Annotated in this window: 12 protein-coding genes; 6 read left to right on the top strand and 6 right to left on the bottom strand. The window is 64.3% G+C overall.

Features of this window, described 5'->3' with window-relative positions; genetic code table 11:
* Positions 1-48: 48 nt before the first annotated feature.
* On the top strand, positions 49-531 hold the full coding sequence (locus tag VM99_03415) for a hypothetical protein (protein AKJ97141.1): 483 nt from the start codon (positions 49-51) through the stop codon (positions 529-531).
* Positions 532-644: 113 nt separating this feature from the next.
* Here VM99_03415 and VM99_03410 read toward each other — a convergent pair whose 3' ends face one another.
* The 6 genes from VM99_03410 to VM99_03385 form a co-directional block, all read right to left on the bottom strand.
* The gene (locus VM99_03410; protein AKJ97140.1) at positions 645-1,127 is read right to left on the bottom strand and encodes a chemotaxis protein; all 483 of its coding nucleotides are present in this window, start codon (positions 1,125-1,127) and stop codon (positions 645-647) included.
* Positions 1,120-7,065: a histidine kinase gene (locus tag VM99_03405; GenBank protein ID AKJ97139.1), complete on the bottom strand. Its 5,946-nt coding sequence runs from the start codon at positions 7,063-7,065 to the stop codon at positions 1,120-1,122. The genes VM99_03410 and VM99_03405 overlap by 8 nt, the downstream gene beginning before the upstream one ends.
* A 208-nt stretch (positions 7,066-7,273) precedes the next feature.
* Positions 7,274-9,328, bottom strand: coding sequence for a chemotaxis protein (locus VM99_03400; protein AKJ97138.1), 2,055 nt, complete (start codon positions 9,326-9,328; stop codon positions 7,274-7,276).
* 159 nt (positions 9,329-9,487) lie between these two features.
* The gene (locus tag VM99_03395; GenBank protein AKJ97137.1) at positions 9,488-10,027 is read right to left on the bottom strand and encodes a protein PilI; all 540 of its coding nucleotides are present in this window, start codon (positions 10,025-10,027) and stop codon (positions 9,488-9,490) included.
* 10 nt (positions 10,028-10,037) lie between these two features.
* Positions 10,038-10,403 carry a chemotaxis protein CheY gene (locus tag VM99_03390; GenBank protein AKK01687.1) on the bottom strand — a complete coding sequence of 122 codons (366 nt, stop codon included), beginning with the start codon at positions 10,401-10,403 and terminating at the stop codon, positions 10,038-10,040.
* 46 nt (positions 10,404-10,449) lie between these two features.
* The gene (locus VM99_03385; GenBank protein AKJ97136.1) at positions 10,450-10,878 is read right to left on the bottom strand and encodes a pilus assembly protein PilG; all 429 of its coding nucleotides are present in this window, start codon (positions 10,876-10,878) and stop codon (positions 10,450-10,452) included.
* A 224-nt stretch (positions 10,879-11,102) separates the two neighbouring features.
* Between VM99_03385 and VM99_03380 the strand changes: the two genes are divergently transcribed.
* The 5 genes from VM99_03380 (at position 11,103) to VM99_03360 (ending at position 14,868) form a co-directional block, all read left to right on the top strand.
* Positions 11,103-12,074, top strand: a complete 972-nt coding sequence (locus VM99_03380) for a glutathione synthetase (GenBank protein ID AKJ97135.1) — start codon at positions 11,103-11,105, stop codon at positions 12,072-12,074.
* Positions 12,075-12,182: 108 nt separating this feature from the next.
* Entirely contained in the window at positions 12,183-13,079 is an 897-nt protein-coding gene (locus VM99_03375; protein ID AKK01686.1) for an energy transducer TonB, read from the top strand.
* Between the two features lie 191 nt (positions 13,080-13,270).
* Positions 13,271-13,840 carry a hypothetical protein gene (locus VM99_03370; GenBank protein AKJ97134.1) on the top strand — a complete coding sequence of 190 codons (570 nt, stop codon included), beginning with the start codon at positions 13,271-13,273 and terminating at the stop codon, positions 13,838-13,840.
* Positions 13,840-14,277, top strand: a complete 438-nt coding sequence (locus VM99_03365; GenBank protein ID AKJ97133.1) for a Holliday junction resolvase — start codon at positions 13,840-13,842, stop codon at positions 14,275-14,277. The genes VM99_03370 and VM99_03365 overlap by 1 nt, the downstream gene beginning before the upstream one ends.
* An 84-nt stretch (positions 14,278-14,361) precedes the next feature.
* Positions 14,362-14,868 (top strand): uracil phosphoribosyltransferase, encoded by a 507-nt coding sequence (locus VM99_03360; GenBank protein AKJ97132.1) that lies wholly within the window; start codon positions 14,362-14,364, stop codon positions 14,866-14,868.
* Positions 14,869-14,886 lie beyond the last annotated feature (18 nt).

The raw sequence follows: 14,886 nt of genomic DNA, 5'->3' as shown, positions 1-14,886 counted from the left end.
CTGAATGAGCTTGGCAGTGACCTGCTCATTTTAATGAGGAGAAACAACATGGCTTTTGAAGATTACACATCGTTCGATGACAAAAACTGGAATGGATGGGAGACGGGATCCGGAGCGACGCCAGGACATGGGATGCTGGTAAAGGACAAGGATTCAAACATCTACTGGGCTGGGCTGGTAGACATGGGATCCGTCGAACGCTTCGAACCCGCGCTCAGAAAAGCCTACATGGCCGTACCTAGCCAAAAGATTATTCAGGTACGGTTTCAGTACCGGATCAAAAAAGCACCAGAACCCGGTCAACATTTCTTGATTGGGGTCACCTCACCCAGTTTTCCAACCTCCAGGTTCAGCACATCTGTAGATAGCGATACCCCTCTAAACCGCTGGCTGGATTCAGCAGTAGGGGGTGCACCTCTTTTCAGCGGAGCGAAGGAAATCTGGATCGGCTTGTGGCGCGGAGGGGGCACGATCAACCCGCCGCAGTGGGCGATCGAGTTTGACAATATCAGGGTAACCGAAAGACCTTGACGCTTTTTGGGGCCGCTTTGCAGCCCAGCGGGAGCAAGCTCCCTCGCCACAAGAGCCGGGCACTGGCCTTTATGGGAGCGAGCCTACTCGTACACAGCGACGCTGGGTATGAATCAAGGTATCTGGCGTTCAGCCAGGCCGGCGGCGATGACCAGTTCTTCCAATGCCAGCAGGTCCGGTACTTTTGCCACGTGCTCGCCCACTTGCACCGCCGCCTGTTCCAGCCCGCACAGCGGTACATCGACGTAGCTCAGTTGAGCGTCGAGCTTGCAGGAACGGGGGATGCCTTGCACCAACAGTGCCATGAAGCGCAGCTCCGGGCGGCCGCCCAGGGCGTTGAGCACGACGATGCGCACTCGCTCGCCGATCACGGTTTTCTGGCCGCACGCCGATTCGAAGCTCAGCAGCGGGATCTGCCGTTCGCGCCAGCTGGCCCAGCCCAGGAACCACGGCGGCGTGTCCAGATCGAACGTGCTGCCCTGGTAGTCGATCAACTCGGCCACCGCGACGTTGGGCAGGATCAGGTGGCGGTCCGCCAGAGGCAACAGCAACCCGGTGAGGTGGCTGGTGCGCTGGTGGGGGTGCAGGTCATGCATGGGGCTTGCTCCAGTGCGCGATGCTGTCGAGCAGCACCGATTCCTGGTACGGCTTGCCCAGGTAGTCGTTGACGCCAATCGCCATGGCGCGGTCGCGGTGTTTCTGGCCGGTGCGCGAGGTGATCATGATGATCGGCAAATGTGCCAGGCGCGGGTCGTTGCGCACCAGGGTGGCCACTTCGAAGCCATCCATGCGCGGCATCTCGATGTCCAGCAGCATCAGGTCCGGCGAATGCTCGGCCAGCAGCGCCATCGCGTCCACCCCGTCCTTGGCGGTCAGGACATGCATGCCATGGCGCTCCAGCAGGCGGCTGGTGACCTTACGCACCGTCACCGAGTCGTCCACGACCAGCACCAGCAGCGGCCGTTGCGGCTCGCCCTCGCTTTCGGCCGGCAGCGGTCGGCGTGGCACCTGGTGAGGCAAGGCGCGGATCGGCGCCAGCAGGTCGAGGATCAACACCACCCGGCCATCCCCCAGGATCGTCGCCCCGGACACACCCTGCACCGCCGCGAACTGCGCGCCAAGGCTCTTGACCACGATCTCGCGGGTGCCGGCGGTGGTGTCCACCTGCACCGCGATATGGCGCTCGTTGCACTGCATCAGCAGCAGCGGCAACGGTTGGCTCTGGCCCAGCAGTTTCGGCCGCGCCGTGGTCTTGAGCAGCTCGCCCAGGTAGCACAGTTCGTAACGCTGCCCGGCGTAGGTATAGGTCGGCGGATCGAGCTGGTAATAGCCATCCAGCTCGGCAGGCAAGACCCGCACGATGCTTTCGATGGTATTGAGCGGGATCGCGTACTGGTCTTCGTGACACTGCACCATCAACGCCCGGTTGATCGCCAGAGTGAACGGCAGGCGGATGCGGAAATGCACCCCCTGCCCTGGCGTCGAGTCGATGATCATGCTACCGCCCAGTTGCCGCACCTCTTCGTGGACCACGTCCATGCCGACGCCGCGCCCGGAGATCTGGGTGATCTTCTCGGCGGTGGAAAACCCCGGCTGCAGGATGAACTGCAACACGTCGCGGTCACTGATGTCGCTGTCGGGAGCCAGCAGGCCGCGCTTGATCGCCTTGCGCCGCACCGCCTCCAACGGCACGCCGGCACCGTCGTCGCGGATGTCGAAAATGATGTCGCCGCCCTCCCGCGACAAGTCGAGGCTGATGCGTCCGCGGGTCGGCTTGCCGGCGGCGAGACGCACGTCGGCCGGTTCCAGGCCGTGGTCGACGGCGTTGCGCAGCATGTGCTCCAGGGGCGCGGCCATGCGCTCCAGCACGTTGCGGTCCATTTCGCCCTCGGCATTGTCGACCACGAACTCGACCTCCTTGCCCAGTTCCTGAGCCACTTGCCGGACGATGCGCTTGAGGCGCGGCAACATGCGCTCGAAGGGCACCATGCGCGTGCGCATCAGGCTTTCCTGGAGCTCGGTGCTGATCCGTCCTTGCTGTTGCAACAGGCTTTCGGCGTCGTGATTGCCGCGGTCGAGGGTTTCCTTGAGGTCGAGCAGATCCGAGGCGGATTCGAACAACGCCCGGGACAATTGCTGCAATTGGGAATGCCGATCCATTTCCAGCGGGTCGAACTCCTCGTAGCCCAGGCGCTCGGCCTCGACCTGCTGGCGACTGAGAATCCTCCCCTGGGTCTCGGTGTCCAGTCGGCGCAACTGATCACGCATGCGCTCGATGGTGGTTTCCATTTCGCTCAACGCCACCCGGGCGTCGTTGACTTGCTGTTCGATGCGGCCTCGGAAGATCGACGCTTCACCGGCCAGGTTGACCAGGTCGTCGAGCAGTTCGGCGGAGACCTTGACCATGTCCGCGCCGTCGCTGGGTGCGCTCGGCTCGGGCCTGGCGGGTGCCGGCGTGGCGGCAGTGACCGGGGCCGCGACCGGCGCCGGAAGCGGCTGTGCCACGGGCGTCGCCTGACTTGCCGGAGCGTCCTGCGCGTGACTCACCGCCTGGATCTGTGCGATCAGCCGGTCGCCCGGCGGGCACGGGTGCCCGGCGCGTACGGCATCGAGCATCTGCGCCAGTCGGTCGTGACTGCTTTGCAGCAGGGTGAACAGGCTCGGACTGGGCTGGAGCAGACCGGCCGACAAGCCTTCGTAAAGGTTCTCCAACTCATGGGCCAGGTCGCCGATGGGCACGATCTCCACCATCCGCGCGCCGCCCTTGAGGGTGTGCAGGTCCCGCAACAGGGTTTCCACGGCCTGGCGATTCGACGGCTCGGCCTGCCAGCGCAGCAACGCCGCGCCGGAGCTGTCGAGAATGTCGAAGCCTTCTTCGAGGAAGATCTCCAGCAACTCAGGGTCCTGGCCGGCTGCATCACCCTGGCCTGCCCCGGCGGTGTCGATGGCGTTCGGCTTGTCCTGGCGGAAGCGGCGGATGGCATCGATCAGCGCAACGGGATCGCCCAGCGGCTGGCCCTGTTGCAATTGCCCAAGCAGCAGGTCGAGGCGTTCGTGGCTGCGTTCGAGCAGTTGCTCCAGTGCCTCGCTGTGGCTGTAGCGACGGTCCACCAGGCCTTCGTAGAGGTTTTCCAGTTCCTGGGCCAGGTCGCTTACCGGCCGGATATCGGCCATCCGTGCCCCGCCCTTGAGCGTGTGCAGGTCCCGTTGCAACGAAGACAGCGGCGCACCGTTGTCCGGGTCGGCCAACCAGCGCTGCAAGGCCTGGGCGGCGCTCTCGAGAATGTCCTGGGCTTCCTCGAGGAAGATCGCCGCGATGTCGTCGTCCACCGCCGCGTCGGTGGGGGCGTCGCGTTCCAGCTCGGCGGTGGCCTGACCCAGTTCGTGGATGCTCAGGGTCCGACTGCCGTCGCTGCGGATCAGGCCGGTGGCCGCCGGGTCGAGGCCGTCTTCCAGCAACCTGCGCAAGGCCTGGACCCGTTCGGGTTGTGGATGCACCGACTGCCCGGCCGCCAGTTCATCGAGCATGTCGATCAGTGCCTCATGGGCGCGCTGGGCTTCCTGGAAAAACATGTCGCTGACCACCAGGCTGCTCTCTTCCACCGCGCCGTAGAGGTCGAGCAACGCTTCGCAAAGCTCATCGACCGGGTGCAGGTCGGCCAGGTGTGCGCCTTCGCCGAGGGTGGTCAGCTCATCCAGCAACGCACTCAGTTCCTGGCCTTCGCCCGGATGCTGCTGCCAGCGCTGCAGCAGGCTTTCGGCGTCGAGCAGGATGTCCATGCCCTGGGCGAGGAAGTTGTTGATCAGTTGGGGATCGCGCTTGGCACGCAGTCCCTTGTCCGGGGCGTCGAGGGCTGTTTGCAGGCGTTCGGCCAACAACGATTGGGCTCGCTGGATCAGGTCCTCGGCACCGGGAATCGGTGCCAGCGGCTCGCTGTGCAACTGGCGCAGGCTGCGGCGCAGCAACCCTTCGGCCTCCAGCAACAGTTCGACCTCATCCAGGTCGAGGGCAATCAGGTGGGCCTTGTATTCCCGGGCCAGTTCATCCAGTGCGCCAGTCAGCTCGGCAATCGGCAGCACGCCGGCCATGGAGGCACTGCCCTTGAGGGTGTGCAAGGCCCGTTGCAGTTCATCGCTGGCCTGCAACGGCAAGTGGTCGGTGGCCTGGTCGAGAAACCGATTGAGGCTGGCGAGGTGGCCCTGGGCTTCATTGTCGAAGATCTTCAGCAGCAACGGGTCGAGGGCGGCCACGTCCTGCACATCTTCATCGGCCTCGTCATCGCCCTTGGCGAGGGCATGGGCGCGGGCGGCCAGGCGATCGACGTCATCGCGCTGCCGTTGCTGGTGGGCGGCGAACTCGGTCACCAGGGCCGGCAGCAACTGCACGGTGTCCTCGATCAGTTGGCGCACCGAAGCCGTCGGCTCGACACTGCGCTCCAGCACCCGGTTGAGCAGGTTTTCCACCGCCCAGGCCAGTTCCCCCAGCACCAGCGCCCGCACCATCCGGCCGCTGCCCTTGAGGGTGTGGAAGGCCCGGCGCAATTCACTCAGGGCACCCTGGTCATCGGGGTGGACGTTCCAGCGCGGCAGGTATTCGCGCAGGACGTCCAGCACCTCATCGGTCTCCTCGAGAAAGACCTCGCGCAATTCATCGTCCACCGGATGTTCGTCCCGCGGCGGCGGCAGCAGGCTGCCCGGTGTGCTGCGGGCCGGCGGGTTGACCGTCGAGACCGGGCTGGCCAGCACTTGCGCCAGCGATTGCACCGTCAGCGGGTCGTCCAGTTCTTGCAAGTCCTGCATCAGCTGGGCTTCGTTGGGCCCCAGCACATCCTCCAGCAACGGCACCCGCGCTTCGTCCGGGAAATAGCCGAGCGCGGCCAGGCTCCGCTCGACCCCGTCGAGCAAAGACTCGCCAGGGGTCTGTGGGTCTTCGCTCAAGCGCTCCAGGTAGTATTCGAGGCCGCTGATCACATCGGCCAGATGGTCGAGGGCTTCCCAGCCCGGCTGGGCCTGGTCGAACAACAGGTGTTCGCGGATGAACCCGTTGCACGCCTCCACCAGGCCGGCCGCGCGGCTCAGGGGGATCATCGCCAGCGCACCGCGCACCTGGGTCAGCAGGGCCGGCAAGGGCTGCAACTGCTCGCGGTTCCAGTCGGCGTCGATGTAGTCGACGATCATGTCCTTGGCCTGTTGCAGGCAGGTGTGCGCTTCCTTGATGACAATCTGGTGGATCTGAGTCAGATCGGTGGTGGGCAGGTGCGTGTCTTCGCGGCTCTGCGGTTCGACGGTGCCGACCATGCCGGCCAGGGTGGCTTCGACGTAGAGCAAGGCACCGGCGACGTCCATCAGGGTCGCGTCATCTGGCTCGCGCTGGCCCTGGGCGAGGCTCAGCACCACTGCCAGTTGATCGATGATGACCTTGCGCGGCTGGCCGAAGCCCAGCACCGCCAGGGTATCGGCGATCTGTCGCAGCGGCGCCAGCAGGCTGTCCAGTTCCGAGGCGTGCTGGCGATCGCTGCGCACGAACAGGTCGAGGCGCTCCTTGACCCGCACCAGTTCTTCACAGAGCGCGGCAAGCACCGAGCGCAAGGCATCGCGGTCGGGCCCGGCGAGGCGCGCGCGTTCTTCGTCGACCATGGCGCTGTCGGGCAGCGCGTCGTCCAGTGAGTAGCGTTCTTTCATGATCAGCATCTGCCCGCTGGGGTGTTCGGCCTTGGCAATATAGAACAACAAGCTCTTGAGCAGGTGGGCCGGTGCCGGTTGATTGATGCCACCCATGCCGTGTTCGAGCAGGCGCCTGAGTTCCTTGTCGGCTTCCTTGAACAGGCTGCGCAACGCCGGGCTGTTGGCGATGCGCCCCTCGCGCATGCCTTCGACCAGCGCCGAGGCCACCTGCCACAAGGCATTGAGCGGCGCCCCGGCGCACAGCCCTTCCAGGCGATGGAAGACCTTGGCCAGGTAGCCGAGGTGGGTGGCATCGTCTTGTTCGCGCAACAGCCCGACGAGAGCCATTTGCAGGGTCTGGCGCAGCTTGCGCAGGGTGTTCGGTAGGTCCGGCGGTTCGAGTCGCCGCAACGCTTCGTCGCTCAGCGGCGGCAGTTGCGGCAGCTCGGGGCTGAACAGGCTGGTCTCCGACAACAGACTTTCGCCCCGGGCGCTGCGCAAGTCGTTGATCAACGGCAGCACCACCAGCGGTAAATCGCGGCGGGCGCCCTGGACACGGTCCAGGTAGATCGGCAACTGGCCCAGGGCCTGGCTCAACAGGCTGATGGCCTCTTCGCGATGGCTGATGCGGTTGTCCTTCAGGGCCAGGCACAACTGTTCCATCTCTTCGGCCAGCAGCGCGGCGCCGTAGAATTCGACCATCTGCAAGCCACCGTGCACCTGATGGATACCGGCCAGGCACTGCGCGAGGGCATCCAACGCCTGCGGGTCGTCCACCAGGCGATTGAGGGCCTGGTGGGCCTGCTTCAGCGTTTCGGCAATCTCGCCCTTGACCCACTCCAGGGCCACATAGTCGCGCCGATCAGCCATAACCACTCCAAATCAACAGTGACATGCCAAGGGTACGAATCAACCCTGTGGCGAGGGGATTTATCCCCGCTGGGCTGCGCAGCAGCCCCCAAAAACCCGGCAGCAAGATGTCAGCTCGTCAGACAGTTTGAATGGGGCCGCTTCGCGCCCCAGCGGGGATAAATCCCCTCGCCACAAAAGCGCCTCATCATCAGACGAATCCCGCTGGTCACCCCTTGTCCTCACCCGCAGCCGCCGGCAAGGTGAACCCGGACACCGACCGCCGCAGTTGGCTGGCCATTTTCGCCAGGTTGCCGATGCTCTCGGCGGTGGCGGTGGAGCCCGACGAGGTTTGCGTGGTGATCTGCTGGATCACGTTCATGGTCAGGGAAATCTGCCCCGCCGACGTGGTCTGTTGCTGCGCCGCGTTGGAAATGCTCTGGATCAGCGCCGCCAGGGTCTTGGACACGCCTTCGATCTCCTCCAGCGCGACGCCGGCATCCTGGGCCAACCGGGCCCCGCGCACCACTTCGGTGGTGGTCTGCTCCATGGAGATCACCGCTTCATTGGTGTCGGCCTGGATCGCTCGCACCAGTGTCTCGATCTGCCGGGTCGCCGCCGACGAACGCTCCGCCAGGCGCTGCACTTCATCGGCCACCACCGCGAAGCCGCGCCCGGCGTCGCCGGCCATGGAGGCCTGGATGGCGGCGTTGAGGGCCAGGATGTTGGTCTGGTCGGCGATGTCGTCGATCAGGCTGACAATGTCGCCAATCTCCTGGGACGATTCGCCCAGGCGCTTGATGCGCTTGGCGGTGTCCTGAATCTGTTCGCGAATGTTGTCCATGCCGTGGATGGTGTTGTGCACCACCTCGTTGCCCTTGTTGGCGATTTCCACCGAGCGCTCGGCCACCGCCGACGACTCGGCGGCGTTGGCCGAAACCTGGTCGATGGACTGGGCCATCTCATTGATGGAAGTCGACGCCTCGGAGATCTGCTGGGCCTGGTGCTCGGACGCCTGGGCCAGGTGCATCGCCGTGGCCTGGGTTTCCTGCACGGCGGCGGCAACCTGGCCGGCGGTGAGGTTGATGGTCGCCACCAGGTCGCGCAGTTGATCCACCGAATAGTTGATGGAGTCGGCGATGGTGCCGGTGAAGTCCTCGGTCACCGAGGCGGTCACCGTCAGGTCGCCGTCGGCCAGGTCTTCGATCTCGTCCAGCAGACGCATGATCGCGTTCTGGTTGCGCTCGTTCTTTTCCGCGGTCTCGCGCAATTGGCGGTTGGTTTCCCGAACCATTACCAGGCCGATCAGGATGATCGACGTCAGCGCCAGCAGGCCCAGCACATACCCGCCGATGGCGTTGGCCGCGCGCCCGCCGGCCAGGTTCTCGAACGCCGTGGCCAGGTGCGACGCTTCGTCGAGCAGGGTTTGCGACAGGCTGAAGATATTGCCGGCCGACTCACGGACCTTGAACAGCTCCGGCGACGTTTCGAGGATTTCATCCACCGAGCCCGAGACGAACTCGAACAGTTCGCTGATTTCGCTCAAACGGGCCCGGGCATCGCGGTCCTGGACCTGGGAAATCTTCAAGGCCGGGTCACCCTGCAACATGCCGTTGAGTACCTGACCGAAACGCGCGGCGTCGCGGCCGAAGGTGTCGGCGGCCTGGCTGGCGTTTTCATCCCCCGCCAGCACGGTGTTGACCGCGCCGAGAATCCGCTCGGCCAGCAGCGACTGGCGCTGGGCCATGGCCACCTGGGCCGCGGGCGCACCGCGTTGCAGCAGGATCTCGACGACTTTTTCGTACTCGACCTGCAGTTGCGGCACGGTCTCGGCCAACGTCGCCGCCACTTGATGCAACGACAGGACCGTCTGCTCGCTGGACAGAATGGCGTCGGCGTTTTTCAGCAGGCGTTCCCAGTCCAGCTGCACGGCGCGCATCTGCGGGCGCAGGGCGGCGGGCGCGGGCGGCAGCCCGGTCACCGGGTCCCCCTGTTTCAGGTAGCCCCAGCGCTGGGCAAAGTCATTGCGCGCATCGCTCAGCAACTTGAACGCGGCCGGCTTGCCGGCAGCGGCCTCGGTGGCGTTCTTGGCAATGCGCTGGGACAGCACCCGCAACTCACCGGCGTGACCGATGTACTGCTTGTCGTAGGTGGACTGGGTGTTGAGGTAGGCGAAGTTGGCGAACAGCAACATGATGAAGACAATCAGCGCGACGAACAGCACGATGATCTGCGAACGACTGCGCGACGCTTCCAGTGGCTTGCCTGCTTTTGCTTTGATCATCGGTTCTCGCCTGTACTGCATCATCCAACTCACTCACTGTGGTACCCCATGTGGGAGCGAGCTTGCTCGCGATAGCATTGGATCAGCCAGCCTTGATTTAGCTGACCCACCGCAATCGCGAGCAAGCTCGCTCCCACAAGGGACCGGCGCTGTATCCCGTCAAATCGCCACATCCATGAACCCTGGCGAGCGCGTCAACGCAAACGGGCTGAACACCTGCCACGGCGGCTCGCCGGGAAACTGCCCTTTGACGAACACCGACTCCGGGCCGTCGAGCTCGTCCACCAGCGTCGGCTCCAGGCTGCCCTGGGGAAAATGCTGCAACCCGAGGACCTCATCCACCAGCAAGCCGGTGAACACTTCGTCGTGATCCACCACCAGCACGCGCCGCTGCTTGCGCACGGGCGACAGTTCATGGCCGAAGAACCCGCACAGGTCCATCAATGGCAGCAACCGCCCGCGCAGGTTAGCCACACCGCGCACCCAGGGCTTGACCCCGGGCAACTGTGTGCAGCGCGGTTCATGCAGCACTTCACTGACCTCCCCCATGGGGGCCACGTACCAATGCTCGCCCAGGCGAAAACCGATGCCGCTCCAACTGTCGCGGTGGGTCGGCTGGGAAGGCAGGTCGGCCCCCAGCAGCCGGCAGCGCCGGTCGATCTGCAGCAGCAGTTCGAATGCCGTCAGGTTCTGGCTCATGGCCGCGTCGTCAATCCGCCAGCACTTTGTTCAGGGTCGCGATCAGGGTTTCTTCGTCCACCGGTTTGGTCAGGTAGTCCTTCGCGCCCTGGCGCGTGCCCCAGACCTTGTCGGTGTCCTGGTCCTTGGTGGTGATGATGATCACCGGGATGTGCCCGGTGTCAGGATCCTTGGTCAACTGGCGGGTGGCCTGGAAACCGTTGAGGCCGGGCATGACGATGTCCATCAGCACGGCGTCGGGTTTTTCCTGGCGCGCCAGGGCCACGCCATCGGCGCCGTTTTCGGCCTTCAGGACCTGGTGGCCGTGCTTTTCCAGCATGCCGGTCAATTTGTACATTTCGGTCGGCGAATCATCGACGATCAGAATACGTGCCATGGTGTTCCCCATTTTTGTCGACCCCAGGCCCGTTGGCCGAGTGTCATTAATGTGCCTGGTGCGGCTGGACAGCGGCAAAGCCCGGGACATGGGCCTGTATCGCACCCAGCAGTTCTTCCTTGCTGAACGGTTTGGTCAAAAACTGATCGGAGCCGACGATGCGCCCCTTGGCCTTGTCGAACAAGCCGTCACGGGACGACAGCATGATCACCGGCGTGGCCTTGAACGCGCTGTTGTTCTTGATCAGGGCGCAGGTCTGGTAGCCGTCCAGGCGCGGCATCATGATGTCGACAAAGATGATGCCCGGATGATGATCGGCGATCTTGGCCAGGGCATCGAAGCCGTCGATGGCCGTGATCACCTCGCAGCCGACGTTGCGCAGCAAGGTTTCGGCGGTGCGGCGGATGGTCTTCGAGTCGTCGATGACCATCACCTTCAAGGCACTGGGTTGCTGCTGCGTAAATTGCTCTGCCATTGCCACTGCGAACCGGTTTTTAACGCGCCAGGGTGGTCGACGGCGCAAACCCTTGATGTTCAAGGCCCGCGCGTCACATGGCAGCCTTTTTAGCACAGTCTCCATCGCCGATCTATCGGCCGCTCGGCGCGGCGGTTTTTCCTTGACCGCCAAACTTGGGGGCGCCACTCTGACGCCACTTTTTCACGCCATTTGTGCCCATCATATTTTCGAGGAACCAAGCCATGAGCGTACGCGTCGGCATTGTCATGGACCCTATCGCCAGCATTTCCTATAAGAAGGATAGCTCGCTGGCCATGCTGCTGGCCGCTCAAAAGCGCGGCTGGGAGTTGTTCTACATGGAGCAGCGCGACCTCTACCAGGCCGAGGGCCAGGCGCGGGCGCGGATGAAACCGCTGAAAGTCTTCGCCAACCCCGAGAAATGGTTCGAGCTGGGCGCCGAAAGCGATGCCCTGCTGAGCGACCTCGACGTGATCCTGATGCGCAAGGACCCGCCGTTCGACATGGAGTTCGTCTACTCCACCTACCTGTTGGAGCAGGCCGAGAACGCTGGCGTGCTGGTGGTCAACAAACCCCAGAGCCTGCGCGACTGCAACGAAAAGCTGTTCGCCACGCTGTTCCCTCAGTGCACGCCGCCGACCCTCGTCAGCCGCCGCCCGGACGTGCTGCGCGAGTTTGCCGAGCATCACGGCGACGTGATCCTCAAACCCCTGGACGGCATGGGCGGTTCCTCGATCTTCCGCCACACCGCCGGCCACCCGAACCTGTCGGTGATCCTGGAAACCCTGACCCTGCATGGCAAACAGCAGATCATGATCCAGGGCTACCTGCCGGCCATCGTCGACGGCGACAAGCGCATCCTGATGATCGACGGCGAACCGGTGGACTATTGCCTGGCCCGGATTCCAGCGGCTGGCGAAACCCGCGGCAACCTGGCCGCCGGTGGCCGTGGCGAGGCGCGCCCGCTGACCGACAAGGACCGCTGGATCGCCGCCCAGGTCGGCCCGAGCCTGCGGGAGAAAGGCCTGCTGTTCGTGGGCCTGGACGTGATCGGTGAGCACCTGACGGAAATCAACGTCACCAGCCCGACCTGCATCCGCGAGATCGACAACGCCTTCGGCACCGACATCGGTGGCCTGCTGATGGATGCCATAGAGAAGCAGCTGCAAGCCATTCGCGGCAAGCGGCAAGCGTGAAGCGGACGATGTGCAGCTTGTCGCTCGCTGCTTGAAGCTTGCAGCTAAAAACCAACATTGCGCTATCATGCCGGGCCCTGAAAAAAAGCGATGTTGGTTTTTGCCGCTATGACCCTCCCGTCCGACCTGCCCCAAGAGCTTGCCCATCGCGGCGTGCGCCCGGCCGATCGCCTCGGTTTTACGCTGTTCCTGGCGGCGCTGATCCACCTGGCCCTGTTGCTGGGCGTCGGGTTTGCCACGGTCGAACCCAAGCAGATCAGCCAGACCCTGGAAATCACCCTGGCCACCTTCAAGAGCGAGACGAAGCCGGCGAAGGCCGATTTCCTCGCCCAGGAAAACCAGCAGGGCAGCGGCACCCTGGAAAAAAAGGCCATTCCCAAGACCACCGAGATCGCGCCGTTCCAGGACAATCAGGTGCAGAAAACCAGCCCGCCCCCAGCCACCAAGCCCGAGGTGCAGGAGGCCGCGCCGAAGGCCGCCGTGACCACCGTGGCGCCCAAGTCCAAGAAGGCCCCGGTCAAGGAAGAGGTCAAGCCCGACCCCAAGCCCAAGGCCCCCGCCCCAACATTCGACAGCTCCCAGTTGTCCAGCGACATCGCCAGCCTGGAAGCCGAACTGGCCCAGGAGCAGCAGCTCTATGCCAAGCGCCCACGCATCCACCGCCTGAGCGCGGCCTCGACCATGCGCGACAAGGGCGCCTGGTACAAGGACGAATGGCGCAAGAAGGTCGAGCGCATCGGCAACCTGAACTACCCCGACGAAGCGCGGCGCAAGCAGATCTACGGCAACCTGCGGCTGATGGTCTCGATCAACCGCGACGGCTCGCTGTATGAAGTGTTGGTCCTGGAATCCTCCGGCCAGCCGCTGCTGGACCAGGCGGCCCAGCGGATCGTGCGCCTGGCCGCGCCGTTCGCCCCGTTTACCGGGGATCTGTCGGACATCGACCGGCTGGAGATCATCCGCACCTGGAAATTCTCCCGGGGCGACCGGTTGTCCAGTAACTGACACATCATTGATGCCTGTGGGAGCGGGCTTGCTCGCGAAGCGGCCTGTACATCCGACAGATTTCTTGCGGCAGGACCACCGTCTTCGCGAGCAAGCCCGCTCCCACATTGATGGGGCCGGGAGGCCGATAGGGGCATTTGCAACGCATCCCCAGCTTGTCAGTTCGCCCCCGCGCCGCCACACTAGCGCCTATGAAAAACGTCAGCCCCACCTACCTCAAGCATCAATTCCTGATCGCCATGCCGCACATGGCCGATCCGAACTTTGCCCATACCTTGACCTACATCGTCGAGCACACGGCCAATGGGGCCATGGGGCTGGTGATCAATCGCCCGCAGGAGCTGAACCTGGCGGACATCCTCGAGCAGCTGCGCCCTGATGTAGAGCCGCCATTGTTGTGCCAGCACGTGCCGATCTTCATCGGCGGCCCGGTGCAAACCGATCGCGGTTTCGTGCTCCATCCGTCGGGGCCGACCTACCAGGCCACGGTGGACCTGAACGGCGTGTCGCTGTCCACGTCCCAGGACGTGCTGTTCGCCATCGCCGACGGCGTCGGCCCGGAAAAAAGCCTGATCGCCCTCGGCTACGCCGGCTGGGAAGCCGGGCAACTGGAGGCCGAGCTGGCCGACAACGCCTGGCTGACCTGCCCGTTCGACGCCGACATCCTGTTCAACACCAGCAGTGAACTGCGCCTGGAAGCGGCCGCCAGCCGGCTGGGGATCAACCTCAGCCTGCTCACCAGCCAGGCGGGACACGCCTGATGGCCTTGCGCTTGCTGCTGGGCTTCGATTACGGCACCAAACAGATCGGCGTGGCAGTCGGCCAGGTCATTACCGGCCAGGCCCGCGAACTGTGCACGCTCAAGGCGCAGAATGGCGTCCCGGACTGGAACCAGGTCGAGGCGCTGATCAAGGAATGGAAACCCGACGCCGTGGTGGTCGGCCTGCCGTTGAACATGGACGGCACACCCAGTGACATGTGCGTGCGCGCGGAAAAGTTCGCCCGCCGGCTCAATGGCCGCTTCAACCTGCCCTTCTACACCCACGACGAACGCCTGACCACGTTCGAAGCCAAGGGCGAGCGCCTGGAGCGTGGCGGGCAGAAAGGCAGTTACCGCGACAACCCGGTGGACGCCATTGCCGCCGCCCTGCTGCTGCAGGGTTGGCTCGATGCCAACACCGCCCTGTTCGAAACCTGATTTTCTATAAAGCGCCGCCAAGGCGCTTTCTTTTAGCGATGAACCGCGCCCCTCACACCGGCCCGGAAACCTGAAGGAGCCAGCATGAGCCTGCCCAATCCTGCCGAACTGATCAGCCAGATGGCGATCCGTCTCACGGCACACCTGGAACAACGCGGCATCCGCGAACCGCGCTACATCGGTATTCGCACCGGTGGCGTCTGGGTCGCCCAGGCATTGCTCGATGAACTGGGCAGCCAATCGCCGTTGGGCACCCTGGATGTGTCGTTCTACCGCGACGACTTCAGCCAGAACGGCCTGCATCCGCAAGTCCGCCCTTCGGCGCTGCCGTTCGAGATCGAAGGCCAGCACCTGGTACTGATCGACGACGTGCTGATGAGCGGGCGGACCATCCGCGCGGCCATGAATGAGTTGTTCGACTACGGCCGCCCGGCCAGCGTGACCCTGGTGTGCCTGCTGGACCTGAACGCTGCCGAACTGCCGATCCGCCCGGACGTGGTCGGCGCGACACTGGCGCTGGCCGCCCACGAGCGCGTCAAGCTCTCCGGGCCCGCGCCGCTGCAACTCGAACTGCAAGACCTTGCCCTTTAACTGCCCTTGTAAGAGTCC

The organism is Pseudomonas chlororaphis, from assembly GCA_001023535.1.
GTDB lineage: Bacteria > Pseudomonadota > Gammaproteobacteria > Pseudomonadales > Pseudomonadaceae > Aquipseudomonas > Aquipseudomonas chlororaphis_E.
This window is presented reverse-complemented; position numbering and strand designations above follow the sequence as displayed.

What these genes read in the sequence shown, in the direction of transcription:
- VM99_03370 (AKJ97134.1), top strand. Translation starts at nt 13,271, where the DNA reads ATGAAAAACGTCAGCCCCACCTACCTCAAGCATCAATTCCTGATCGCC.
- VM99_03365 (AKJ97133.1), top strand. Translation starts at nt 13,840, where the DNA reads ATGGCCTTGCGCTTGCTGCTGGGCTTCGATTACGGCACCAAACAGATC.
- VM99_03415 (AKJ97141.1), top strand. Translation starts at nt 49, where the DNA reads ATGGCTTTTGAAGATTACACATCGTTCGATGACAAAAACTGGAATGGA.
- VM99_03405 (AKJ97139.1), bottom strand. Translation starts at nt 7,065, where the DNA reads ATGGCTGATCGGCGCGACTATGTGGCCCTGGAGTGGGTCAAGGGCGAG.
- VM99_03380 (AKJ97135.1), top strand. Translation starts at nt 11,103, where the DNA reads ATGAGCGTACGCGTCGGCATTGTCATGGACCCTATCGCCAGCATTTCC.
- VM99_03390 (AKK01687.1), bottom strand. Translation starts at nt 10,403, where the DNA reads ATGGCACGTATTCTGATCGTCGATGATTCGCCGACCGAAATGTACAAA.
- VM99_03385 (AKJ97136.1), bottom strand. Translation starts at nt 10,878, where the DNA reads ATGGCAGAGCAATTTACGCAGCAGCAACCCAGTGCCTTGAAGGTGATG.
- VM99_03400 (AKJ97138.1), bottom strand. Translation starts at nt 9,328, where the DNA reads ATGATCAAAGCAAAAGCAGGCAAGCCACTGGAAGCGTCGCGCAGTCGT.
- VM99_03410 (AKJ97140.1), bottom strand. Translation starts at nt 1,127, where the DNA reads ATGCATGACCTGCACCCCCACCAGCGCACCAGCCACCTCACCGGGTTG.
- VM99_03360 (AKJ97132.1), top strand. Translation starts at nt 14,362, where the DNA reads ATGAGCCTGCCCAATCCTGCCGAACTGATCAGCCAGATGGCGATCCGT.
- VM99_03375 (AKK01686.1), top strand. Translation starts at nt 12,183, where the DNA reads ATGACCCTCCCGTCCGACCTGCCCCAAGAGCTTGCCCATCGCGGCGTG.
- VM99_03395 (AKJ97137.1), bottom strand. Translation starts at nt 10,027, where the DNA reads ATGAGCCAGAACCTGACGGCATTCGAACTGCTGCTGCAGATCGACCGG.